This window comes from Allobosea sp. OK403 (assembly GCF_900113835.1).
Lineage (GTDB): Bacteria > Pseudomonadota > Alphaproteobacteria > Rhizobiales > Beijerinckiaceae > Allobosea.
The window spans coordinates 270,491-291,976 of record NZ_FOQV01000002.1 but is presented as its reverse complement, the minus strand read 5'-3'; the positions used below and the strand labels follow the sequence as shown (position 1 = coordinate 291,976).

21 protein-coding genes are annotated in these 21,486 nt (G+C 65.2%); 7 read left to right on the top strand and 14 right to left on the bottom strand.

The window, feature by feature from the left end:
- Nucleotides 1–121: 121 nt before the first annotated feature.
- The 5 genes from BMZ97_RS07225 to BMZ97_RS07205 form a co-directional block, all read right to left on the bottom strand.
- Entirely contained in the window at nt 122–2,329 is a 2,208-nt protein-coding gene (locus BMZ97_RS07225) for a xanthine dehydrogenase family protein molybdopterin-binding subunit (RefSeq protein ID WP_092167113.1), read from the bottom strand.
- Nucleotides 2,326–2,793, bottom strand: a complete 468-nt coding sequence (locus BMZ97_RS07220; protein WP_092167111.1) for a (2Fe-2S)-binding protein — start codon at nt 2,791–2,793, stop codon at nt 2,326–2,328. The genes BMZ97_RS07225 and BMZ97_RS07220 overlap by 4 nt, the downstream gene beginning before the upstream one ends.
- Nucleotides 2,794–2,987: 194 nt before the next feature.
- A complete protein-coding gene (greA, locus tag BMZ97_RS07215; protein ID WP_092167109.1) occupies nt 2,988–3,464 on the bottom strand; it encodes a transcription elongation factor GreA in 477 nt (158 codons plus the stop codon).
- 114 nt (nt 3,465–3,578) lie between these two features.
- A complete protein-coding gene (carB, locus tag BMZ97_RS07210; RefSeq protein ID WP_092167107.1) occupies nt 3,579–6,941 on the bottom strand; it encodes a carbamoyl-phosphate synthase large subunit in 3,363 nt (1,120 codons plus the stop codon).
- Nucleotides 6,942–7,085: 144 nt separating this feature from the next.
- A complete protein-coding gene (locus BMZ97_RS07205; RefSeq protein ID WP_175525462.1) occupies nt 7,086–8,303 on the bottom strand; it encodes an MFS transporter in 1,218 nt (405 codons plus the stop codon).
- Nucleotides 8,304–8,394: 91 nt separating this feature from the next.
- On the opposite strand from BMZ97_RS07205, the gene BMZ97_RS07200 reads away from it, so the two are divergent.
- From BMZ97_RS07200 to BMZ97_RS07190, 3 genes are all read left to right on the top strand, one after another.
- Nucleotides 8,395–8,799: an ArsR/SmtB family transcription factor gene (locus BMZ97_RS07200; RefSeq protein ID WP_244546290.1), complete on the top strand. Its 405-nt coding sequence runs from the start codon at nt 8,395–8,397 to the stop codon at nt 8,797–8,799.
- Nucleotides 8,800–8,956: 157 nt separating this feature from the next.
- Nucleotides 8,957–10,018, top strand: coding sequence for a class I SAM-dependent methyltransferase (locus BMZ97_RS07195; RefSeq protein ID WP_092167104.1), 1,062 nt, complete (start codon nt 8,957–8,959; stop codon nt 10,016–10,018).
- Nucleotides 10,019–10,187: 169 nt separating this feature from the next.
- Nucleotides 10,188–10,610, top strand: a complete 423-nt coding sequence (locus BMZ97_RS07190) for a GtrA family protein (RefSeq protein ID WP_092167102.1) — start codon at nt 10,188–10,190, stop codon at nt 10,608–10,610.
- Nucleotides 10,611–10,717: 107 nt separating this feature from the next.
- Here the strand turns inward: BMZ97_RS07190 and BMZ97_RS07185 are convergent, their stop codons facing one another.
- The 3 genes from BMZ97_RS07185 to BMZ97_RS07175 all read right to left on the bottom strand — a co-directional run bounded on the left by BMZ97_RS07185 (nt 10,718) and on the right by BMZ97_RS07175 (nt 12,666).
- Nucleotides 10,718–11,413 carry an aspartate/glutamate racemase family protein gene (locus tag BMZ97_RS07185; RefSeq protein WP_092167101.1) on the bottom strand — a complete coding sequence of 232 codons (696 nt, stop codon included), beginning with the start codon at nt 11,411–11,413 and terminating at the stop codon, nt 10,718–10,720.
- A 112-nt stretch (nt 11,414–11,525) separates the two neighbouring features.
- Nucleotides 11,526–12,233 carry a class I SAM-dependent methyltransferase gene (locus BMZ97_RS07180; RefSeq protein ID WP_244546289.1) on the bottom strand — a complete coding sequence of 236 codons (708 nt, stop codon included), beginning with the start codon at nt 12,231–12,233 and terminating at the stop codon, nt 11,526–11,528.
- Between the two features lie 169 nt (nt 12,234–12,402).
- Nucleotides 12,403–12,666 (bottom strand): PilZ domain-containing protein, encoded by a 264-nt coding sequence (locus BMZ97_RS07175; protein ID WP_280141734.1) that lies wholly within the window; start codon nt 12,664–12,666, stop codon nt 12,403–12,405.
- A gap of 203 nt (nt 12,667–12,869) precedes the next feature.
- Between BMZ97_RS07175 and BMZ97_RS07170 the strand changes: the two genes are divergently transcribed.
- Nucleotides 12,870–14,126, top strand: coding sequence for an SAM-dependent methyltransferase (locus tag BMZ97_RS07170; protein WP_092168687.1), 1,257 nt, complete (start codon nt 12,870–12,872; stop codon nt 14,124–14,126).
- Between the two features lie 8 nt (nt 14,127–14,134).
- Nucleotides 14,135–14,338 carry a hypothetical protein gene (locus tag BMZ97_RS07165; protein WP_092167097.1) on the top strand — a complete coding sequence of 68 codons (204 nt, stop codon included), beginning with the start codon at nt 14,135–14,137 and terminating at the stop codon, nt 14,336–14,338.
- Nucleotides 14,339–14,541: 203 nt separating this feature from the next.
- On the opposite strand, the gene BMZ97_RS07160 is transcribed toward BMZ97_RS07165, so the two are convergent.
- From BMZ97_RS07160 to BMZ97_RS07150, 3 genes are read right to left on the bottom strand one after another with little or no spacing between them, the layout of a single operon-like run.
- Nucleotides 14,542–15,075 carry a GNAT family N-acetyltransferase gene (locus tag BMZ97_RS07160; protein ID WP_092167095.1) on the bottom strand — a complete coding sequence of 178 codons (534 nt, stop codon included), beginning with the start codon at nt 15,073–15,075 and terminating at the stop codon, nt 14,542–14,544.
- A complete protein-coding gene (locus BMZ97_RS07155) occupies nt 15,068–15,622 on the bottom strand; it encodes a DUF1697 domain-containing protein (RefSeq protein ID WP_092167094.1) in 555 nt (184 codons plus the stop codon). Before BMZ97_RS07155 ends, BMZ97_RS07160 begins: the two co-directional genes overlap by 8 nt.
- Nucleotides 15,623–15,667: 45 nt before the next feature.
- On the bottom strand, nt 15,668–16,570 hold the full coding sequence (locus BMZ97_RS07150) for a DMT family transporter (RefSeq protein WP_092167092.1): 903 nt from the start codon (nt 16,568–16,570) through the stop codon (nt 15,668–15,670).
- Between the two features lie 90 nt (nt 16,571–16,660).
- On the opposite strand from BMZ97_RS07150, the gene BMZ97_RS07145 reads away from it, so the two are divergent.
- Nucleotides 16,661–17,593 (top strand): LysR family transcriptional regulator, encoded by a 933-nt coding sequence (locus BMZ97_RS07145; RefSeq protein WP_092167090.1) that lies wholly within the window; start codon nt 16,661–16,663, stop codon nt 17,591–17,593.
- Nucleotides 17,594–17,689: 96 nt separating this feature from the next.
- Here the strand turns inward: BMZ97_RS07145 and BMZ97_RS07140 are convergent, their stop codons facing one another.
- The 3 genes from BMZ97_RS07140 to BMZ97_RS07130 form a co-directional block, all read right to left on the bottom strand.
- Entirely contained in the window at nt 17,690–18,439 is a 750-nt protein-coding gene (locus BMZ97_RS07140) for an LssY C-terminal domain-containing protein (RefSeq protein ID WP_092168684.1), read from the bottom strand.
- Nucleotides 18,440–18,702: 263 nt separating this feature from the next.
- On the bottom strand, nt 18,703–19,506 hold the full coding sequence (locus BMZ97_RS07135) for a prephenate dehydrogenase (protein ID WP_092167089.1): 804 nt from the start codon (nt 19,504–19,506) through the stop codon (nt 18,703–18,705).
- Between the two features lie 196 nt (nt 19,507–19,702).
- The gene (locus BMZ97_RS07130; protein WP_092167087.1) at nt 19,703–20,395 is read right to left on the bottom strand and encodes a GntR family transcriptional regulator; all 693 of its coding nucleotides are present in this window, start codon (nt 20,393–20,395) and stop codon (nt 19,703–19,705) included.
- A 252-nt stretch (nt 20,396–20,647) separates the two neighbouring features.
- Between BMZ97_RS07130 and BMZ97_RS07125 the strand changes: the two genes are divergently transcribed.
- On the top strand, nt 20,648–21,481 hold the full coding sequence (locus BMZ97_RS07125) for a transporter substrate-binding domain-containing protein (RefSeq protein WP_092167085.1): 834 nt from the start codon (nt 20,648–20,650) through the stop codon (nt 21,479–21,481).
- The last annotated feature ends 5 nt before the right edge of the window (nt 21,482–21,486 follow it).

Below are 21,486 nucleotides of genomic sequence, written 5' to 3'. Positions count from 1 at the left end.
CCGACGATTCCCATCCCCGGATAGTGTCTGCGTCACTTTTCGCGGAAACATTGGCGCGCCCCGGACATGAACGCGGAGCGCGCGTACAAGTTCAGATCGACCCCATGGTTCATAACAGCCTCTAGGCGAAACCGCGCGCGATGGCGGCCTTGACGCGCTCGGGTGTGAAGGGGACGGTACGCAGCCGCGCCCCGACCGCATCGAAAATGGCGTTGGCCAGCGCCGCCGGCACTGGCGCACAGGCGGCCTCGCCGGCGCCCAAGGGCGGCTCGTTTGGCCGATCGATGACATCGATCAGGAGTTCGGGCACATCGGGCATGGTCAGGATCGGATAACTCATCCAGTCGACGCTGGTCACGTGCCCCCGGTCGAACGTCACCTCCTCGAACAGGGTCCGGCTCAGCGTCTGCAGGATGTTGCCCTCGATTTGCTGTCTGAGCGCATCGGGATTGATGACCAGTCCGCAATCATGGGCGCAGGCCACGCGCTGAACCCGGATGGCGCCCGTGGCGCGATCAACCTGCGCCTCCATGCCAATCGCGACATAGGTCTCGTTGAACTTGTAGTGGACATAGGCGATGCCGCGTCCAAGCCCGCCCCCCTGAGGCGAAGGCCGGGCCTGCCAGCCCATCAGCGCGGCCATGCGCGTCAGCACCTCGATCCCCCTTGGATCGGAGAGCCCGTCGAGGCGGAACGCAACCGGATCTCGCCGTGCGGCCGTCGCCAGATCGTCGATGAAGCTTTCGACGGCGAAGCTGTTGGCGACCTTGCCGGGCGCCCGGATATTGCTGGGGCGCAGCGGCGAATCCTTCAGCCAATGCACCAGCACCTGGACATTCGGCACGGCATAGGGCGGCTCGGCGTTCTGGGTGATCAGCCCTGTCGAGAGGCCTTGCATCTGCGGGATATTGGCGGCCTCTGGCCCGAGCAGGGGCGGGTTCGGCAGGTTGGCTGTCGCCCGCGGCAGCCACATTTCGGTGCGCCAGGCGGCGATCCGACCATCGGAGTCCAACCCGCCTTCGAGCGACAGGAGCTGCGGCGGGCCTTTCGGATCCCAGCCATGCTCGTCCTCGCGCATCCATTGCAAGCGCACAGGCTGGCCGATCGCCTTGGAGATCATAGCGGCATCGACGGAGGCGTCGTCATGCCCATTCATGCCGTAGCAGCCGGCACCGTCGAGATAGACGACCCGCACATTGGCTGGCTGCAGATCGAGGATCCGGGCGCAGATCTGCTGGAGGCGATGCGTCCCCTGCGAGGCGCTCCAGATCGTCGCCTTGCCGTCGCGCACATCCGCGACGGAGCAGGAGGGGCCCATCGAGCCATGCGTCTGCAACGGCCAGTAATACGTGCCGGAAAGCTTTTGGCCCGAGGCGGCGAGACTCGCGCCGGCATCGCCCTTCTTGGAGAGCACCTCATCGGCCATGAAGGGGCCGGCGCGCATCCAGTCCTGAACGCGCTCATGGCCGATGAGCGTGGTGCTTTCCGTCCAGCGCACCTTGAGCGCCCGCATTGCGCGCACCGCATCCCATTCATCCCCAGCCACCACGGCGAGGAAATCATTGATGCGAACGATCCGCGCACCGGGGATGTCGCGGATCGAGGCTTCGTCCACCTCGAGTAGCTTTGCCCCGACCGAAGCCGTGCGAATCACGCGCGCATGGAGCATGCCGGGCAGCTTGAAATCATGGACGTAGACATGTCGCCCGGTCACCTTGGCCGGGACGTCGGGGCGCGCGATTGGCTGTCCGACGATCTTGTAGCTGGCGGGTGTCCGCAAGGGTGCCTTGGCGTCGAGCTTCAGGTTGAAGCGTCGATCGCCGACGAGCGTGCCAAAGCCGATGCCGGGCCCACCCGCCTTGGGCCTGATCTGCCCGTCCGTGGCATCGAGCTCCGCCGCTGGCCGGCCGAGACGCTCTGCGCCCATGCGGATGAGCGCTTCGCGTGCCGTCGCCGCCGCCTGGCGGATCTGCACGCCGCCGCGCACGATGCCGGTGGAGCCGGCGGTCGAGCCCTGATTGGGGGTCAGTGCGCTGTCCCCTTCGACCATGGCGATGCGGTCGAGACCGATGCCGAGTTCCTCGGCCGCCATCTGGGGGATGGCGATGCGCAGACCGGTGCCGAGATCGACCTTGCCGCAGAACAGCGTGACCGAGCCGTCGGCATGGATGGCGATGAAGCCGTCCACTTCGTTCAGGTCGAGGGTCTTGCCGAGCGCAGCCTCCGCTTCAGGTGCGAGCTGAGCAAGAGCGCGGCCCGCGGGGCCGAGCCCGATCACCATGGCGCCGCCGGCCTTGAGCACGCTCCGGCGCGAGAGAAGGGCGGTCATGGCGTCCTCCCGGCGGCGCGCATGACCGCGCGCAGGATGCGGTGATGCGTGCCGCAGCGGCAGAGATTGCCTGCCAGGGCCAGCTTGGCGTCGTTGAGCGTGGCATCGGGCTGGCGCGCGAGCAGCGCCGCGCTGGTCATCACCATGCCGTTGGTGCAGTAGCCGCATTGAGCTGCCTGCTCGGCGATGAAGGCTGCCTGCACGGGATGGGGCGTGTCGGGCGTGCCGAGCCCCTCGAGCGTGGTGACGCTCCGGCCGGCGATCGCCGAGATGGGTGTGATGCAGGAGCGCACCGCATCGCCATCGATGATCACGGTGCAGGCGCCGCATTGACCGAGCCCGCAGCCGAATTTGGTGCCGGTCAGTCCCAGCGCGTTGCGCAGGACATAGAGCAGCGGCTGGTCAGGGTCGCTGCTGTCCACCGTGCGCGCGGCGCCGTTCACGGAAAAACGATAGGACGCCATGGAGACCCCTCGCGGCAGCGCCGGCACTATCGCCTGCTCCGGCGCGCCGGACAAGGCGCGGCGCTGCTGCTATTGGGGGCATTCCCGGTTTTCCGAGAGGCGGTTTCGTCGTTTCCGCGTCATGGCTTGCGAGGTCATGGCTCGCGAGGCTTGTCCGGCCCGAAAAACCGAGCCGGACAATCGTGCGGTATCCGTCAGCGATACAGGATGCTGACGACTTCGTAGGACTTGCCGCCGCCGGGCGTGTTGACCTGCACGGAATCGCCGACCTTCTTGCCGATCAGCGCGCGCGCGATCGGCGAGCCGATCGAGACCTTGCCGGACTTCACGTCCGATTCCGGCTCACCGACGATCTGGTAGACCTTCTTTTCCTCGGTGTCGTCGTCGATCAACTGCACGGTCGCGCCGAATTTGATCGTGTCGCCGCCGGCGAGCTTGGCGACGTCGATGATGTCGGCGCGGCCGATCAGCGATTCGAGCTCCTGGACGCGGCCTTCATTGAGAGCCTGCGATTCCTTGGCCGCGTGATACTCGGCGTTCTCCGAGAGATCGCCATGGGCGCGGGCCTCCGAGATCGCCTGGATGATGCGCTGACGTTGCACCTGCTGGCGATCCTTCAACTCCGCCTCAAGGGCAGCGAAGCCGCCTGCGGTCATGGGAACCTTTTCCATAGTCTCATCCCGAATTGCGAAAGCCAGAAGCCGCCGGCCGCCTGTTTCGCGGCCTGCGTCCGTGGCATTCGATCGTTTTTTAAGGTGCCGAACTCTATATCCCGCGCGCCGCCCTCAGGCTGCGCGCACGAAATAGGATTGCAGCGATCTAACCTCGAGATCGCCGCTGCAATAGGCCTTGATGCCTTCCGCCGCTGCGATCGCTCCGGCCAAGGTGGTATAATAGGGCACCTTGTGCAAGAGGGCCGTTCGGCGAAGAGAGCGCGAATCCGCCAGCGCCTGCGGGCCGTCGGTGGTGTTGAAAACGAGCTGGATTTCGCCGTTCTTGATGGCGTCGACCACATGCGGGCGGCCTTCCAGCACCTTGTTGATCTTGTTGGCGGCGATGCCTTCCTCCTGCAGCAGGCGCAGCGTGCCGCCCGTCGCGAGGATGCGGAAGCCGAGATCGGCGAGGATACGCACGCTGGGCACGATGCGCGGCTTGTCCTCGTCGCGCACGGAGACGAAGACCGTGCCCTTGACCGGCACCTTGGAGCCAGCGCCGAGCTGGCTCTTGGCGAAGGCGATGTCGAAGGAGCGGTCGAGCCCGATGACCTCGCCGGTCGAGCGCATTTCCGGCCCGAGCAGCACGTCGACGCCCGGGAAGCGCGCGAAGGGGAAGACTGCCTCCTTGACGCCGACATGGTCGAGCTTCTCCGCCTTCAGCGCGAAGCTCGCCAGGCTCTCGCCGGCCATGATGCGGGCCGCGATCTTGGCGACGGGAATGCCGATGACCTTGGCGACGAAGGGCACGGTGCGAGAGGCGCGGGGGTTCACTTCGAGCACGTAGATGACGCCGTTCTGGATGGCGTACTGCACGTTCATCAGCCCGCCGACATCGAGCGCCAATGCCATCGCCTTGGTCTGGCGCTCCAGCTCGGCGATGATTTCGGGCGAAAGCGAGCGCGGTGGCAAAGAGCAGGCCGAATCGCCGGAATGAATGCCGGCCTCCTCGATATGCTCCATGATGCCGGCGATAAACGCCTCCTTGCCGTCGCTGAGGCAATCGACATCGACCTCGATGGCATCCGACAGATAGCGGTCGAACAGCAGTGGGTTCTTGCCGAGCACGGTGTTGATCTGCCCGGTCTTGTCATTGGGGTATTTCGCCTTGACCTCGGAGGGGATCAGGCTGGGCAGCGTGCCGAGCAGGTAGTTCTCGAACTGGGTCTCGTCATGGATGATCGCCATGGCGCGGCCGCCGAGCACATAGGACGGGCGCACGACGAAGGGCAGGCCGAGCTCGGCGACGATCATGCGGGCCTGTTCGACCGAATAGGCGATGCCGTTCTTGGGCTGCTTGAGGTGCAGCTTGTCGAGCAGGCGCTTGAAGCGGTCACGATCCTCGGCGAGGTCGATCATGTCGGGCGAGGTGCCCAGGATCGGGATGCCGGCCTCTTCCAGCGCGTTCGCCAGCTTCAGCGGGGTCTGCCCGCCGAACTGGACGATGACGCCGTGCAGCGTGCCGTTCTGCTTCTCCGTGTCGAGGATCTCGAGCACGTCCTCGGCAGTCAGCGGCTCGAAATAAAGTCGGTCCGAGGTGTCGTAATCGGTCGAGACGGTCTCGGGATTGCAGTTGACCATGATGGTCTCGTAGCCGGCGTCGCGCAGCGCGTAGCAGGCATGGCAGCAGCAATAGTCGAACTCGATGCCCTGGCCGATGCGGTTGGGGCCGCCGCCGAGGATGACGACCTTCTTGCGGTCGGAGGGACGCGCCTCGTCATCGGCCTTGCCGGCGAAGGGCATGGCATAGGTCGAGTACATATAGGCCGTGGGGGAGGCGAATTCGGCGGCGCAGGTATCGATGCGCTTGTAGACGGGCCTGACGTCGAGCGAGCGGCGCAGCGCCTTGACCTCGGCCTCGGTCTTTCCGGCGACCGCGGCGAGGCGCTTGTCGGAGAAGCCCATCGCCTTGACCTCGCGGAAGGCGCCGGGCGTCTGCGGCAAGCCGTGGGCGCGCACCTTCTCCTCGATGTCGACGATCTCGCGCATCTGGGCGAGGAACCAGGGGTCGATCTTGCAGCTCTCATGGATCTGCTCGTCGGTGAAACCGAAGCGCATGGCCTGGGCGACATGCAGGATGCGGTCGGGCGTCGGCGTCGAGAGCGCGGCCTTGATCGCGTTCTTGTCGTCGCCATGGCCCATGCCGTCGACCTCGATCTCGTCGAGGCCGTCGAGACCGGTCTCCAGCGAGCGCAGCGCCTTCTGGAGCGATTCCTGGAAGGTCCGGCCGATCGCCATCGCCTCGCCGACCGATTTCATCGCGGTGGTCAGCGTCGGCTCGGCGCCGGGGAATTTCTCGAAGGCGAAGCGCGGAATCTTGGTGACGACATAGTCGATCGTCGGCTCGAAGGAGGCGGGCGTCGCGCCGCCGGTGATGTCGTTCTCGATCTCGTCGAGCGTGTAGCCCACCGCCAGGCGCGCCGCGACCTTGGCGATCGGGAAGCCGGTCGCCTTGGAGGCAAGCGCCGAGGAGCGCGAGACGCGCGGGTTCATCTCGATGACGATCATGCGCCCTGTTGCCGGGTCGACGGCGAACTGAACATTGCTCCCGCCGGTCTCGACGCCGATCTCGCGCAGCACCGCCAGCGAGGCGTCGCGCATGATCTGATATTCCTTGTCAGTCAGCGTCAGCGCCGGGGCGACCGTGATCGAATCGCCGGTATGGACGCCCATCGGGTCGATGTTCTCGATCGAGCAGACGATGATGCAGTTGTCCTTCTTATCGCGGACGACCTCCATCTCGTACTCTTTCCAGCCGAGCACGCTCTCCTCGATCAGGACCTCGCTGGTCGGCGAGGCATCGATGCCGCGCTCGACGATGTCGATGAACTCGCTCTTGTTGTAGGCGATGCCGCCGCCAGTGCCGCCCATGGTGAAGGACGGGCGGATGATCGCGGGAAGGCCGATGTCGTCGAGGGCATCCAGCGCCTGACCGATCGTCTTGATCTGGTGCGAGCGCGGCGTGTCGAGGCCGATCTTGGTCATCGCGTCGCGGAAGAGCTCGCGGTCCTCGGCCTTGTCGATGGCTTCGGCGGTGGCGCCGATCATCTCGACGTCGAATTTCTCCAGCACGCTGATCGAGCGACCCGAGGCATCCGTCAGCGACTTCTTGTTGAGCGAGAGCGCGCAGTTCAGCGCGGTCTGGCCGCCCATGGTCGGCAGTAGGGCAAAGCCGCCGGGCAGGACGTGCCGCTCCTTCTCGATGATCTTGGCGACGACCTCGGGCGTGATCGGCTCGACATAGGTCGCGTCCGCCAGGTCCGGATCGGTCATGATCGTGGCCGGATTCGAATTGACCAGGACGATGCGGTAGCCCTCGGCCTTGAGCGTCTTGCAGGCCTGGGTGCCGGAATAGTCGAACTCGCAGGCCTGGCCGATAATGATGGGGCCGGCGCCGATGATCAGGATTGTCTTGATGTCTGTGCGCTTGGGCATGGTCTCTGGCCAAATGTTCGCGGGCGCGCGCTGCCCCGGTCCGATCGAGCGAGCGGAGACCAAGCGAGCGCCTGAATGAATGCTAGGCGCTCGCTATAGAGGTGAGGAGCCGCTGGGGGAAGCGGAAACCGCTTCCCCCAGCGGCTAGCGCACAGGAGGCGCGGCGATGACGATCTCGGTGATGTCGCTGTCGTTGCGTCCGACGGTGCGCTTGCGGCGCAATGCGAACCAGAGCACGGCGAGTGCTGCGACCTCGCAGACAGCCCCGACGAAGCCTAGCGGCCAGGTGCCGAGATGGTGCAATGTCAGCTGGCCGAGCGTCGAACCCGCTGCGATCCCGACATAGAGCGCGGAGGCATTGAGCGAGAGCGCGATCACGGCCGTATCGGGCGCCATCGCGGCGAGCCTGGACATCTGCGAGGGGTGCCCGGCCCAGCCCGCAGCGCTCCAGACCAGCAGGATCGCGGGGATGACGAAGATGGCGACGGAGGGAGGCAGCGTCACCGCCACCAGCGAGGCGGCGACGAGCGTGGCCGCCAGCACGGTGAGAACGACGATGAGCGTGCGTTCCGGCCCGTAGCGGTCGCTGGCGATGCCGCCAAGCTGGTTGCCGAGCGCCGAGCCGATGCCTGAGACGACCAGCACTGCGCCGAGCCAGGGGCCAGTGATGCCGGCATGGTTGGCGAGGAAGGGCGCGATGTAGCCGTAAAGCGTGAAGGCGCCGGTGGTCCATAGCATCGTCGTCGCCAGCGCCAGCAGGATGTCGCCGCGGCGCGCCACGGCGAGCCGCTCTGCCATGGTGTTGGCGCCGCGCGGCAGGCCGACAGGCAGCCTCCACAGGATCCCGACGAGCGCCAGCGCGCCGAAGAGGCCGACGAGCAGGAAGGCGAGGTGCCAGCCGCCGGCAGCGGCAGCCGCCGTACCGAGCGGCACGCCGAGAATCAGCGCGACCGTCATGCCGCCGGTCACGAGCGCGATCGCTCGCGCCCGCCGCTCTGGAGAGACCAGCGCAACGGCTACGGCGTTAGCTGCGGGCATGTAGACGCCGGCGGCGAGTGCCATCACGACGCGCGCCGCCATCAGATGCGAGAAATCAGCGGCCAGGGTCGCGCCGAGATTGGCGAGGGTGAAGACGGCCAGCGATCCGGCCAGGACGTGCTTGCGCTCGACATTGCCGAAAACGGTCGAGAGCACCGGGGAGCCGATTGCATAAGCGATCGCGAAAGCGGTGAGCAGCAGGCCGGCGGTATCGACCGAGACGCCGAAGCCGGTGGCGAGATTGGGCAGGATCCCAGTGATGATCAGGGTGCCGGTGCCGATGGCGAAAGCGCCACCGGCGAGCCAGAGAAGACGTGCGTCCATCGGACAGTCCTTCCATATCCGGTTTCCCGGAAATTCAATGATCATTGAACTTACGTTCGCAGATGCGAGATCGCAAGGGTAACTTCAATGAATGTTGAATATTGTCAGGAGCGTCGCGATCTCCTATCTCGGCAAGGTCATGAAACCGGTGTCCCATCCCGATATCGACGATATCGCCGCCGCCGACGTCTTCGCGGCGCTGGCCGATCCGATCAGGCTCGGCATCCTGGTCGCGCTCGCCGACGTGCCCGAGGTCGACAAGGCGCGTTGCAACAGCTTCACCGAATTCGCCTCGCCGTCGCTCTTGTCCTATCACTTCGCCAAGCTGCGCGAGGCCGGCATCACGCGTTTTCGCGTTGAAGGCACCTCGCGCTATCTTTCGATCAGGCGCGAGGATCTCGACCGCCGCTTCCCGGGCCTGCTCGACAGCGTGCTGGAGACGGCGCGGCGCGACCCCAACCTCCCGCGCCTGTCGGGCCCGCTGACGGTTTGCTGAGCGGATTCGGTCCGGGCTCCGCCGGAGCGCTGCGCTTTCCGGTACCCATTCCGGTTCATTGACTCGGTCCGTGGGGGGTATAGCGTCGCAGCTTCCGCGATGGCGTCGAGCCGGTTCGCGTCAGACCCGGCTGCGCCCTATCCAGAGGAGCATGGCCATGCGTGAAGCCGACCCTCAGAAACTCGATGCGCTTGTCGGACGTCTGGTTGGTGATGTCGGCGCGTCGGTAACCGGCGCGCTCGTCGTCCTCGGCGACCAGCTCGGCCTCTATAAGGCGATGGCGGACGGCAAGCCGATGACCGCCGAGGGCCTCGCTGCCAAGACCGGCTTCAAGGAGCGCTATGTCCGGGAGTGGCTCTCGGCGCAGGCGGCTGCCGAATATATCGACTACGACGCCGACACCGACAGCTTCAGCCTCTCCGCCGAACAGGCGATGGCGTTTGCGGAGGAGGGCAGCCCCGCCTTCTTCGCTGGCGCCTTCGAGATCGTTCGGGCGATGTGGCTCGACGAGCCAAAAATCGCCGATGCCTTTCGGACCGGCGCCGGCGTGGGCTGGCACGAGCACAGCACATGCCTGTTCCGCGGCACGGAGCGCTTTTTCCGGCCCGGCTACAACAGCAACCTCAACAACAGCTGGATCCCGGCGCTCGACGGGGTCAAGGCCAAGCTCGAAAAGGGTGCCCGCGTCGCCGATGTCGGCTGCGGCCATGGCGCTTCGACCGTGCTGATGGCGCAGGCCTATCCGAATTCGTATTTCTTCGGCTTCGATTACCACGGGCCGTCGATCGACCGGGCACGGGAGGCTGCGACCAAGGCGGGGGTCGAGGATCGGGTCGTCTTCGAGCAGGCCTCGGCCAAGACCTATCCGGCGCGGGGCTACGATCTCGTCGCGATGTTCGATTGCCTGCACGACATGGGCGACCCGGCTGGGGCTGGCCGTCACGTCAAGGAAACGCTTGCCGATGATGGCACCTGGATGATCGTCGAGCCCTTCGCGCATGACCAGCTCAAGGACAACCTCAATCCGGTCGGGCGGATCTTCTACGGGGCATCGACGATGATCTGCACACCGGCTTCGCTGTCGCAGGAGGTCGGCCTCGGGCTCGGCGCCCAGGCCGGCGAGATGCGGCTGCGGAGGGTTGCGCTCGACGCTGGCTTCACCCGCTTCCGCCGCGCAACCGAGACGCCGTTCAACATGGTCTTCGAGGTCCGGGCCTGAGAATGTGAGGCCAAACACTTGGCGGGCTCGTAAACTCGCCTTCGGCATGCCGGGCGACCGCATCGGATGAGATATACCATCCGGCCCGATGCGGTTGCTCCTCGATGAGGCATCGGCATTTTTCGAAAACCGCATCCCACTTTTCGAGCCGATGCTTTAAAGGCCCGGCATGTCTTTCAAGCAGTACCCGCCTTTCAAGCAGTACCCGCGCCAGTCCCGCCAACTCCTGGCCTATGTCTTCGCCGGCGGCATCACGGCCGTGGTGCATTACGCGCTATTGATCGGCCTCGTCGAACTCGGCCATGTCGATCCGGTGCCGGCGACGCTGGCCGGTTTCACTCTGGGGGCAGTGGTGTCCTACACGCTGAATCGCTGGCTGACCTTTGACGCGACCCACAGCCACGCCCAGGCGACCTGGCGTTTCGCATTGATCGCAGCCGGAGGCTTCGTCCTCACCGGCGTGCTGATGCATCTCTTCGTCGGCAAGCTGGGCTTGCCCTATCTGCTGATGCAATTCGTCACCACGGGGATCGTGATGGTGTTCTCCTTCCTCGGCCACAAGTTCTTCAGCTTCGCCGACCGGGCGGAGTAAGGCCCGAAAGGTGCTTCGACCCATCTCGGCCTACGAGCCGCCAAGTCCGTCACGGCTGGCAAGTCCGTCACGGCTGGGCATATTCGGAAGCGCGAATGCCCTTGGCGCTATGATGGAATATCGCTCAAGGACTTACGCCCCGAAGCCAAATCCGCGAGCAGCGCGACATGGATATTCAGCGCGTCGATGACCGTATACCCTGGGTTCTGCCCATCGAAAGCCAGATTGAGATCGGTTCCTGCGAGAACGATCGCGTCAGCTCCGGCCGCGGTCATGCGCCTGCCTGCGTCGAGGAACAGCTCGCGCTGCGCGGCTGAGCATGTGCCGGCGACCGCGACGTCCTGGTAGGTTTGACCGAGAAGCTCTATCTCGTCGTCCAATGCGATCGCGTCCGTGCGAGCGAGCTGGCCGTAAAGGCGCGTGCGCATGACGACCCGCGTTCCGAGAAGGCCGATCCGCTTGATGCCCTGTTCAACGAAATAGGCGTCGAGCGGAGCGACGGCGGAGACGATCGGCAAGGGCGACAGGGCCGCCAGCTCATCCAGACAGAAATGTGCACCGAGCGATGACAGAGCGACGCAATCGCAACCGGCATCCTTCAAGCGTGTGACGAGCGGAAGGAACGCCTGTGCCTGCTCGGCCCTGCGGTCGGCGAGATTATTGCGGATCAGTTCCTGAATCTCGCCGTGGACGATCGTAAGCTCAAGCTTTGCTACGCCGCGCTCTGCGGCAGCAGCCGTCAAGCGCTGGTAATAGACCACCGTCGCCGCAACGCCGATGCCCCCGATCAAGCCGATATGCATGGGATATGTCCTTACAAGCGTGCCGACGGCGACCATGCCGGTTTAATGCGCCGTGCGGTAGAGCAAAACCCGGCCCAGCCGGGCCGCTGCCATGAAGGGCCATCGGCCATCATCACGCCGGTTTCGTCCCCGCAAAGGTCATCCGATCCGGGTTGTGGCCGAAATTAGGCTGCCGCTGCACGGCATCGTAGCCGGCGGCCCGGATAAGCCCGACGATGTCAGCTTCCGCATAGGTCGAGAGCCCGTATTGCGCCCTGAGCTTGCGGTAGTCGGAAAAGGCGGTGCGCACGAGTCCGGCCAGCGCTGCCGCCAGGAAGCCGCCGCGCCAGGCGAAAGCCAGGAGTTGCGAGGCGTCGGTGAGCGGGCTGACATCGGGCGGGATCACATCGGCGATGACGAGCTTGCCGCCCGGCCTGAGCTTGGCGAGCCAGGTGCGCAGCAGGGCTGCGAGCTCCTCGCGGCTGAGATACTGGATCAGCGAATTCGCCACGACGAGGTCAAGCGTTGCCTCCGGCAGGGCCTCGACCTCCTCCGGCGAGACCACGGCGACGTGAGCGATGCGTCCAAACATCGCGCGCAGCCGTTCGCGAACGTTCGGCGCCGCCTCGCAGAGATAGAGCTTGCCGCAAGCGGCGGCGACAAGGTCGGCGCTCAAGGCCTCGCCACAGCCGTGGTCGAGCACGACGGCGTCGGACGCGGGGATCTGGCCGGCCAGATCCCTGGCGATCTGCCGGTAATGCAGCGCCTTGTGGCGCGGCGAAACGTAGATGGAATGCTCGCCGTTCCAGAAATCGCGCCAGGACATGGTCTCGCCGTTCACCGCTTGCCGGCAGCCTCCTGCGGCCGGTCCCGCCACGACTAGAGCAGGACGCGGAAAAGTGGAAACCGGTTTTTCGCATCGATCGTGCTCTCACTCTGAGATGAGAGACGGATTCAGATGTCAGATGGGATCACTTTGTGAGCTCACCTGACGTCATCCGGCTCTCGGCCTATGGAGAGCCGTTGCGCAACTCCGCATCCAGGGGCTCGGGGGCTGCGGCATCTCCCTCGGCTGCGGTCTCGTCGAGGAAGCGGATGCCGATCTCGCGCTTCTTGATCCAGATGAGGGCAGCCGGCGCGAAGACCTTGTCGTCGTCGTGATAGAAAAGCTCGAGCGGCAGCGGCCGGTCGCTCTCCGGCTTCAGCCGGGCGCCGCTCGGCGACAGGTCCATGATGCGACACTCGACGAGGAAACGCTGCGACGTGTCGAACAGCTTCGCCGAGCGCAGGGCGAGCGCCAGCGCTTCGAGCTTCGTTTTTCCATGCGCGTCGCCTTCTTACCGTTGCGCTTCGACCTGAGAACCTGATCCAGTGGGGTTGCGCGGGGCTGGAGACAGCACCTCCGCGAGGCGGCGAGGGCGTGCGGCTTGCCAAGCGCGGCGCCGGCTCTAAGCTTCGCGCGAATCCGAGGGCGACGATGTTTTTGCTACCCAAGCTGTTGAAGCGCTTCGTCCGGCACGGCCGGCTGACCGTGATCACCCCTGACAACCAGCGCCATGTCTTCGGCTCCGGGCCGGCCGAGATCCTGTTCGCCGGCCAGATGAAGACGGCGCCGGCCGTCACCGTGCGCTTCCATGACGACAAGATCGAACGCGAGATCTTCCTCAATCCGGAGATGGCGCTGGCCGAAGGCTATATGGACGGCCGGATCGATTTCGAGGACGGCTCGTCGATCCACGATCTGCTGAGCCTCTTCTGGATGCAGCGCAAGGAGTTGCGCAAGCACCCGATCCAGAAGGTCGTCCGCAATATCCGCTTCCGCATCCGGCGCTTCCGCATGCACAATCCGCTCGGGCTCGCCGGCAAGAAGGTCAAGCACCACTACGATATCCCGACCGAGTTCTATAAGCTCTGGCTCGACGAGACGATGACCTATTCCTGCGGGTATTGGCACAGTCCCGAGGTCGGGCTGGAAGCTGCGCAGAAGGCCAAGCTCCGCCATCTCGCGGCCAAGCTGAAGATCGAGCCGGGCATGACCGTGCTCGATATCGGCTCGGGCTGGGGCGAGCTCGCGATCTACCTCGCCAAGGCCTGCGGCGCGAAAGTGACTGGGCTCAACGTCTCACCCGACCAGATGGCCGCCGCGCAGAAGCGTGCCGAGGCAGCGGGCGTCGGCGACGCCGTCACCTTCATCAACAAGGATTATCGCGAGCTCAAGGGCAGCTTCGACCGTGTCGTCTCGGTCGGCATGATGGAGCATGTCGGCGTCGCGCATTACCTCGAATATTTCGAGGCCATTCGTGACTTGCTGACGCCGGACGGCATCGCGCTGGTGCACTGCATCGGCCGCGTCGGGCCGCCCGGCTTCACCGGGCCGTTCTTCGACAAATACATCTTCCCGGGCGGCTACGCGCCGGCGATGTCGGAGGTCTTCGCCGCGGTCGAGCAGACTGGCCTGTGGTCGTCGGATTGCGAGTTCTGGCGGCGGCACTACCACTGGACGCTCCATGCCTGGCGCGAGCGCTTCATGGCGCATCGGCCGGAGGTCGTGGCGATGATGGGCGAGCGCTTCGCGCGGATGTGGGAGTTCTACCTCTCGGCCTGCGAGATCTCCTTCGATATCGGTGGCGACATGGTCTTCCAGCTCCTGCTCGGCCCGCATAAGAGCGCCGTGCCGGTGGTGCGCGACTACATCACGGATGCCGAGAAGGCGCTGGAAGCGCGGGGATTCTGAAGAAGCTGATGTCTGGGCGCATCGACCCATCCTGGCTCGTCTTCGACAGTGTCGAGAACGTCGAGCATGATCGTTGCGTCGATTGCTTCTCGCTGCCGGACGGCAGCTTCGGCTTCGAGGAATTCCGGCGCGACGTTGAGGATGGCGGCGCCTGGACGCTAGAGCCGGATGACTTCAGGTGGAGTCACAAAGTGACTCCACCTGAAGTCTGAATCCGTCTCCCATCAAGGAGTTAGAGCAGGATTGCTGCGAAAAACCGGTTCCCACTTTTTCGCATCCTGCTCTAGTGCAGCACTATTCCGGCCTGCGCTACAAGACGAAGGACGAGGCCCTGATCGCGGGGCGCAAGGCCGTGATCTGGCTTGCCGAAGCGCTGGAGCGTCGATCGCGCTGATCGAAGTGATGGCCGCGTTCCTCAGCCGCGTTCGGCCTCCGAAAAATCCAGCGCCAGCAGCGCCTCGTCGAAAAACGCGCCGTCGATGCGCAGTGCCTTCGATTCGATGCCATAGGGCCTGAAGCCGAGGCGTTCATAGAGCCGCAGCGCGACGCTGTTGGTCGTCACAGCGCGCGCCTGCAGCACCAGCACATGCTGCGCCGCATGTTGAACCACCGCCTCGACCAGCGCACGGGCGACGCCGCGTCCGCGCCAGGCTGGCGCGAGATAGACGCCCCAGAGCGTGCCGCGATGCCGGCTCTTCTCGGAGATCCCAGTGAGGAAACCCGCCACGCCGACCAGCTCCGTATCTGCGAAGGCCCCGAAGACCAGGCTCGGCGGAGCAGGCGTGATGCGCTCAATGAAGGCTGCGAGCGGGCGCGCCGCTTCCTCGGCATAGCTCGCGCCAAAGGCCTCGGGCGCCTGAAGCAGCGCCTGGAGGCGCAAGGCCCGATAGGCTTGTGCATCGGCGGCGTCGAGCGGCCTGATCGCGACGTTGTCTTCGATCTCAGCCATGGGCAGCGACCTCCTGGGCCAGCGCCGCGAGCTTCGTCAGCGTCGTCCAGTTTCGGGCGGTGCCCTGCACGCCGAGATGCCTTTCGATCACGGCATTGGTCAGCTTCGAGCGGCCGATGCCCTCGCTGTAGTGTAGATAGAGGTCACGCCCGCGCAGGCCGATCTCCTCGGGCCCCTTATGCCAGGCGCGCAGACGGTCGATTGCGCCATCAGTTGGGACCGCGTCGAGCGGCATCACCAGAAGCCAATTCGGTTGGCGCTCGGCGGCCGGCAGCGGAGAATGCGTCAGGATATCCTGCAGCTCTACCTGGCTGCGGGCAATCACGCGCGGGCGCATCGGATGCGTGGCAGCGATCGCCTCTTCCAGCTTCAGGGCGATTGTCTCGCGCGCTTCGCTGTCATGGGAGGCGACGAGATTGCCGCTCTGCAGCAGGGTCGCGGCATGGCGAAGGCCCAGCGGCGGGCAGAGCGCGCGCAGGGCCTCCATCTTGATGGTGCTGGCGCCACCGACATTGACGGCGCGCAGGAGGAAGATCGTCACAGGCATGGCCGGCCAGTATCGCAGCCCCGCCGCCGGGTTGGAAGTGCTGCGTCAGCGCTTCAGATTGACGATGACGACGCCGCCCAGCGCCATCGTGCCGCCGAGGATGCCGAGGAGGCTCGGCACCTCGCCGAGCCAGAGATAGCTGATCAGGAGCGAGACCGGCGGGGCGGCATAGAGCAGGTTCGAGGCGCGGCCCGCCGGCAGGCGCGAGAGCAGCGTCGTCCAGGTCGCATAGGTGATCAGGCTCGGCACGATGGCGAGATAGAACATGGCGTAGAGGCTGGCGGTCGCGGCTGTCTGCGCCTGGGCGATGCCGCTCGGCAGGAAGGGCGAGAGCAGGAGGCCACCGACCACCATGTTCCAGGCCGTGACCGTCAGCGGCTTGTGCTGGGCAAAAAGAGGCTTCTGTACAATGGTAGTGAGCGAGTTGCACAAGGCCGCGCCGAGCACCAGCAGCACGCCGATGCCGAGGTCGAGCGCCGCGCCGTTCTGCCCGAAGGCGATCACCCCGACGCCGGCGAGCGAGATCGCGCTGCCGAGCCATTGGCTGCCGGTGAAACGCTCGCCCAGCACCAGCATGGCGAGCGCTGCCGTGATGATTGGGTTGATGTTGATGATGAAGCTTGCCGCACCGGCCGAGACCGTCTGCTGGCCGAGATTGAGCAGCACGGTATAGCCCGCGACGAAGACGAGCCCGCCGAAGCCGAAGCGCCAGGCGTCGCGCCATTCCGGCAGCTTTGGCCGGGTGACGGCAAGGAACAGCGCGGCCGGCACGGCGGCGATGGCGAAGCGCACCGCGCCGAGTTCGAGCGCGCCGAAGCCGCCGAGCGCGGCGCGGATCGCGGGGAAGGCCGAGGCCCAGGCGATGATGGTGAAGATCGCCAGCCCCAGCGTCGTCGAGTCGAAGGCGGACTTGGTGGGGATTGGCGCTGCGGCACTGGCGGCGGTCATGGCGAACCTCATCGGGGAGAGAGCATGACCCGCCATAGATACCTGCCCCAGCTGATTGACAAACGATGAATTCGAGGGTGAGCTGTGAGAATGGATCACAGCTCGAACCTTCCGCCGCTCGACACATTGCGTGCTTTCGAAACGGCGGCGCGCACCGGCAGCTTCTCAGCCGCGGCCGAGGCGCTGAACCTGACCCATGGTGCGGTCAGCCGGCAAGTGGCGAAGCTCGAGCATTGGCTGGGCCTGCGCGTCTTCGAGCGGCAGGCGCGCGGCGTGGCGCTGACGCCGGAGGGCCAGCGCCTGCTCCAGCGCACGCAGGAGGCGTTTTCGCTGATTGCCGATACCTCGGACCGCTGGACCGAGGCGCGGGGCGCAGCCGTGGTGCGCTTCAGCGCGACGCCTTCCGTCTGCAGCCTCTGGCTGATGCCGCGCATGCACCAGCTCGAAAGCGGCAATCCTGCCCTGCGCATCGTGCTGCAGGTCGACCACCGTCGCGTGGATCTCGATGACGAGGGCATCGACCTCGCCATTCGCTGCGGGCGCGGCGGCGCGCCCGGTCGCATCTCGGTGCAGCTCTTCGAGGAATGGTGCTATCCGATCGCCTCGCCGGAGCTCGCTCGGGCGATCGGGCAGGGCCGGCCGGAACGCCTGCTGGCATATCCGCTGATCCATGATTCGGATGCCGCGGGCTGGCGTGCCTGGTTCGCGAGCCATGGGCTGGATTATCGCCCACGCCCGCAGGATCGAAGGTTCGAGGACTATAATCTCGTGCTCGACGCTGCCGCCTGCGGGCTTGGGCTGGCTCTCGCGCGCCCGCCTCTGGCGCATGCCCAGGTCGAGATGGGCCGGGTCGCGATGGTCGACCCTCGCACCGCGCTGAATCCGGTCTCCTACTGGCTCGACCGCCCACTCGGCCAGCTGCGCCCAGCCGCGCTGGCACTGGCGCTGCGGATTGCGAAGGAGGCGGAGCTGCCTGCCGGCAAGCTCGCAGGGTTCTTGAAGATCGAGGCGAAAGCGGCGTGAGAGACTGTTCGATGATAGCAAAGGCCTCATCCCGAGAGGCTGGCCGGAAAAGCATGCGGCGGCATCAAAGGTTTGGAGATTTCAACCAAAACACCGTCAGTCACCGAAGAGACGAGATCCCAAGGAAAACGCAATGTCCTTGAGCTGTATCAGTGGCGGTGGAGCAGTGATGTCAGCGGGCTTGTCCGCTTGGCTTCCCGCGCTGACGAGGCGCGCTATCCAGATCTCGCCATCGGAATAATAGGGATCCCCTTCACCATTTCGACCGGTCAGTGTTGGGCCAAGGCCGTTCATCTGATCAATGCTGGTCACCATGCGGGCGCTGTTCAGGCCCTCGATCAGCCTGTTGCGCTCTTCATCGACATTGGGCGCGATGCGGTGCGTAACCTGTCCGGTGTCGCGGCTGAGCGTTACCCCGCTGTCAAATGTTGCGGAGCCGAGCCAGACAGGGCGGGCATCGGCTCCGTTCGCAATCACCTGCCAAAGCCGCACATGCTCCCGGCGATTTGCGCTGATGCCTACCGGCTTCTCAAACGCGAAGTCCTCGCGCCTGCCTTCGAAGAAGAGGGGGCTCACCGGCGCGTTTCTATAGGGCCTGTTGAGCAAGACGCTCCCGATGATCTCCAGGCTTGTTCGCAGGGTAACCGGGTCGGCGGGGTACCAGCCGGCAGCATTGAATGCCCGAACGACATCGTCACGTTCTCCAATCAGGCCGATATTGATTGGATCGCCAGCAATACCCTGTGCGTTCGCAGTCACCATTGTCCGCTTCGAAAGCCCCGCCTCGCGCTCGATGCGGGTCCAGATCGCTGGGAGAATGAGATAGCTGACGGCAAGATAAAGCATGAGGATCGCGGCAAGCAGCTTTGCAGCTTGCCGCTTCCTCCCTGTCTGGCTCGTGCCAACTGGGCCAGTCCTGGGGATCACCCGGATCACCTTCGGCTATGGGCTTTGTGCGTATCGTCCAATGATTCATGAGCGGAGGAAAGAGCGATCTCCCGAGGCCCAGATATCGATCGCTGATCTGCGTTTCCATCCCAAGGCGACCGCAGGCTTGGGGAGTGGCGTCCGGTTTCGAATGCCGCCAATCGTCGGGAGTGCCGCCGCCATCACGCAATTTCCGCTTCGATTTCTCTAGCTGCCGGAGGCGGCGTGTCATGCCCGCGCTCCAAGGTCTCGGTCAGCTCCTCAGCATAGCCGAAGAAGCGCTCGCGCACGGCCCGCGCATGCGGGTTGGCGCGTTCGATCGCGAGGAAGACGCCGGGCGCGTCATGGCGCACCATCTCGGTCGCCTGCATCAACAGCTCGAAGCTCTTCGTCGTCATGCGGCGCGGCATCGGCTCCATCCGGACGAGGATCTTTGCCACGAGATGGGTCAGCCCCTGCACCATTGCCATGTCGCGGTCATGCGCATCCGGCGTGGTCAGGATGACGTCGAGCTTCAGGACATGGCGCAGGAAGGCCGCGATCCGGCGAAAGCTGTCGCCGCGGATCGGGCTGAGCGCGATCTTCAGGCCTGCAATGCCGTTGCGCGCGCTCTGCGGCCCGAAGAGCGGGTGGGTGCCGATGATCTCGACATCGTCGGGCAGTTCGGCGAGCAGCAGGCGTGCCGGCTCGATCTTCACCGAGCCGACATCGAGCACGATCGCCCCGGTGCGCAGATGCGGGCGCAGGCTCGCTATGGCTTCCGGCAGCCGGTCGACCGGGACGGCGAGAATGACGATGTCGCAGGCGGCGACCTGCACGATGTCGCCGGGAGCAAGGCCCTTGCCGGAGCCGTCGGCCTCGGGCGCGTGCGCCGGATCGAAGACGACAAGTGGCAGATGCGGCTGGAGGTGCCGCGCTATCAGCCGGCCGAAGGCGCCAAAGCCCATCAGGCCGATCGAGGAGAATGAATGTCGCTGGGTAGGCATCGTCTGGTCCTCTCGGGGGCCGCGATGCCGGGTGACTGCTTCTAGTTCATCCGCCAAACGCAGCGGTTGAACATGAAAATGCGCCCGCTCTTATGAAAAGAGCGCGTAATACTGCTGGGTGCGGAGCAGGGCGGGGCTGGTCATGCGCCGCTTAGATCCCGCGCCGACGGGACTGTCAACCAGCAAACGGCTGGCCTCAGCTCGACAGACCCCGGCTGAGCGCGAAGTCGACGCAGCCCCAGATATGGGCGGACAGGATCTCCTGCGCCCTGGCGGCTTGGCGTTTCAAGGCTGCATCCAGCAAGGCCCGGTGCTCGTCGGCGGCGATTTCTCCGCGGAAGATGACGAAAACCATCTGATAGCGCAGATAACGGTCATAGACGCCCGAATGCAGGGCCAGCAGCGCGCGCGAGCCGCAGGCCGAGACCAGCGCCTGGTGAAACTCCCAGTCATAACGTTTCCAGGGCTCGGCATTGGAGCGGTCGCCGGCGAGCAACTGGGCCTCCATCCGGGCGAGCTTGTGATGGGCGGCGACGACGCGGCCTTCCCATTCCATGTCGCCGGCCTGGAAGGATTGCTCCATCGCGTGGCGTTCGAGCAGGAGGCGCAGCGCGGCGATCTCCTTGAGGTCAGCCGCCGAACAGGGCGCGACCTGGAAACCGCGCTGTCCCTCGGCGACGACCAGGCCTTCCGGCACCAGGCGGTTGAGAATTTCGCGCAAGGTGCTGATGCCGACGCCGTAATCCAGCCGCAGCCGCTCCAGCTTGAGCCGCTGCCCGGGCTGCAGGCGCCCGAAGACGATGTCGGCGCGCAACCGGTCATAGGCTTGCTCGCCGGCTGTTCCGGCGTCGGTCTCATCGCGCAGGATATGGGCGGAAAGATCGTTCATTCACAGTGCTCGCATTCGCAGGCTCGACCCTGGGCCTACCGCACTCCGGCTTAGACCGAGGCTGGAAAGGAGGCCGGCCGGGACGCAACGGCCGATATTGGATCGTTATATCTGATGTTTTGCAGTTCATCAGTTGAAATTAATTTCTGCAGATGAAAGATTGATGCCTGAGCTACCCGCGGCAAGCGGGAGCGAGAGCCGATCACGGCCGCAAAGTGCCGTGCGACCTGTAACCCTGGGGAGGGAACACCGATGTCTAGACCGAAATTTCTGCGACGCGACATTCTGCTGGGAGGCGCTGCGCTTCTTGCCGCGCCGGCAATTGCGACGCGGCCGGCGCTGGCGATCACCCCGGCCGAGATCAAGAGCCGGGGCAAGCTGGTGGTCGGGATTCAAGGCGACAACCCGCCCTGGGGCTTCGTCAACAGCGCCGGCAAGCAGGAGGGGCTGGATGCCGATATCGCCGAGCTCTTCGGCAAGGAGCTTGGCGTTTCCGTCGAGTTCGTGGCGCTGGAGGTCAATAACCGCATCCCGGCGCTGACGACCGGGCGCGTCGACCTGCTCTTCGCCACGATGGCGATGCTGCCGGAGCGGGCCAAGGCCGTGCAGTTCAGCAAGCCTTATGTCGCCAACACCATCGTCCTGATCGGCCCGAAGGCGGAAAGCATCAAGACCAATGCGGATATGGGCCGCTACACCATCGGCGTGGCGAAGGGCGCGGCCCAGGACACGCAAGTGACCAAGAATGCTCCGGCCAACACCACGATCCGCCGCTATGACGGCGATGCGCCCAGTATCCAGGCGCTGGTCTCGGGCCAGGTCCAGGCGCTGGGCGGCAACATCTTCTACCTCCAGCGGATCGAGCAGGCGCGGCCTGGCATCTTCGAGAACAAGCTCGAATTCCAGAACCTTTACAACGGCGCCTGCACGCGGTTGGGAGAGAAGGAGATCAACGCCGCGATCAATGTCTTCATCGACAAGATCAAGGCCAATGGCGAGCTTCAGAAGGTCTACGACAAGTGGATGAAGGTGCCGGTGCATAAGTTTCCGGACAGCATCGAGAACATCCCCTTCACCGTCAGCTGATCGTG